The sequence below is a fragment of the Vibrio sp. Vb1554 genome, assembly GCF_033344235.1.
In genome coordinates this window covers 1-1,814 of sequence record NZ_JAWPOJ010000103.1, presented here as the reverse complement: position 1 = coordinate 1,814, position 1,814 = coordinate 1, and the positions used below count along the sequence as shown (strand labels likewise).

Genomic DNA, 1,814 nt, shown 5'->3' with positions numbered 1-1,814 from the left:
AAAACAATAAACCCCATTTATGATTAGTATGACTTTATAGCTTTATCCACGCATGAGTCCATGCAGAACCTACGCCCGGCTCATAAGCGCTTGGCGTCGAACCACACCAAAGACTATTTGGCCACGGTAAACATTGATAAGACGAGCCCTGATTAGTCACAACATCGCCAGCGAGGTATTGAGATCCTGCTTGATAGATATTATCTGAAGGAACAGACACAACTGGCGGCTCAGTCGGCGGGATGACCGGATCTTGATGTGACGTACAGTTTGCATCGCTCACTGCTTGCCAAACGCCCCAGGAACCCGATTCTGCTGGGTTATCGCCTTGAGTCCACCATTGTGCTTGCCACACTTTTCCATTCCACGTGACCATATCGCCTTTATTGTAAACAGATGAGGCTTTCCATTCGTTTGCACAGCTTCCTGTTGGTGGCGACGTTACCGATTTGGCTGTTGCAGACACAACCGCTTGATATAAAGTACTGGTTTTATCAACACCGAAGTTCAACGTCACTCTAGCTTCACCCGCTTGTGATGCGCCAAACTCCACATCCACACGACAGCTCGTATTTGCAGCTAACGTTGTTTGAGAACATTGATCGTTGGCAATCAGTGCTGCATCAGTCACTCCTGAGCCGCCAATGCGTACATTTTCGACAGTGAATGCAGTATTTCCCGAATTACTAATCACAAATCCATGCTGCTTGAGTTCGCCAACATTAAACGCTGGCAACGTTTGATTAGCAGTGTAACCAACAGAAACGTTATCTTTCGGAGGCATTGAAGTGCCGATGACGCCATCCACAAAACTGCGTAATGCTGCAATATCACTGTACACGCCGTACATACCCGGACGTGCACACCCTATTCCCCAGCTAACCACGCCAAGTTGGGTAATCGCACCGCCGCGATTAATAACGATCGGGCCACCGCTGTCACCCTGACATGAATCTATCCCACCTTGCGGCACGCCTGCACAGAATGCCACTTCCCCAACGGTGGTGTAGTTTCCACCTGCCTGACGACAAGTGGCATCCGACACGAGTGGAACATCGACTTCTTGCAATCTTGTTGGCGAACTGCCGCCTTCTGACGTTCGACCTAAACCTGCAACTGTCAACCAATCTCCAATACTGGCGTACTGCGCCAAGCTGCCGTCAGCAATTTCAACGGCGGATACACCTTGAGGGACAGAATCTAGCTTTAGAACCGCAATATCATAAGAAAGCGTGGCGCGGCGATAAGACGGATGCATGTGGATTTCACTCACATTCGCTCTTACTCCATCGGTGCCGTTGTACACGACGCCACCAATTTTCACGGCAATTTGACTCGGTGAATCGCCCTCCACACAGTGAGCGGCCGTCAAGACATAACCATTGCCGATGTAACTGGCACCGCAATAGGAGCGATTGCTGTAGCGACTTACAATTTGTGTGTAGAACTTCCATTCAGTTGGATCGGCGGTAATGCCGCCCACGATTTTCGGTTGAATGATGTGGTTTTGCGTCTGTGATAAATCATCAGCACTTGCAAACATTGGCAAGACTGCCAAAGCAAGTAACGATTTTGATAGTTTCAAAGTATTATCCTCTTGTTTTTGTAAGCACGATCCTCGTGCTACTCATAAAACAAGCAGACAAATTCAATGTTACCAATGTAAGTTGAGTAGCAAATTCATAGCTTGCGAGCCACTTAAATGCAAAAATCTATTGACGAACTGAATGATTTCAATTCCACATGGTTTCTGTCACTGAATTACCGTCAACAAGACGTATTAATTACGATGGATTTAAGGGCTTTCGCAAACA

Annotated in this window: 1 protein-coding gene; it reads right to left on the bottom strand. The window is 47.5% G+C overall.

Going from position 1 to position 1,814, the window contains the following annotated elements:
- Positions 1 to 34: 34 nt before the first annotated feature.
- Positions 35 to 1,585: a trypsin-like serine protease gene (locus tag R8N28_RS23970; RefSeq protein ID WP_318183517.1), complete on the bottom strand. Its 1,551-nt coding sequence runs from the start codon at positions 1,583 to 1,585 to the stop codon at positions 35 to 37.
- Positions 1,586 to 1,814 lie beyond the last annotated feature (229 nt).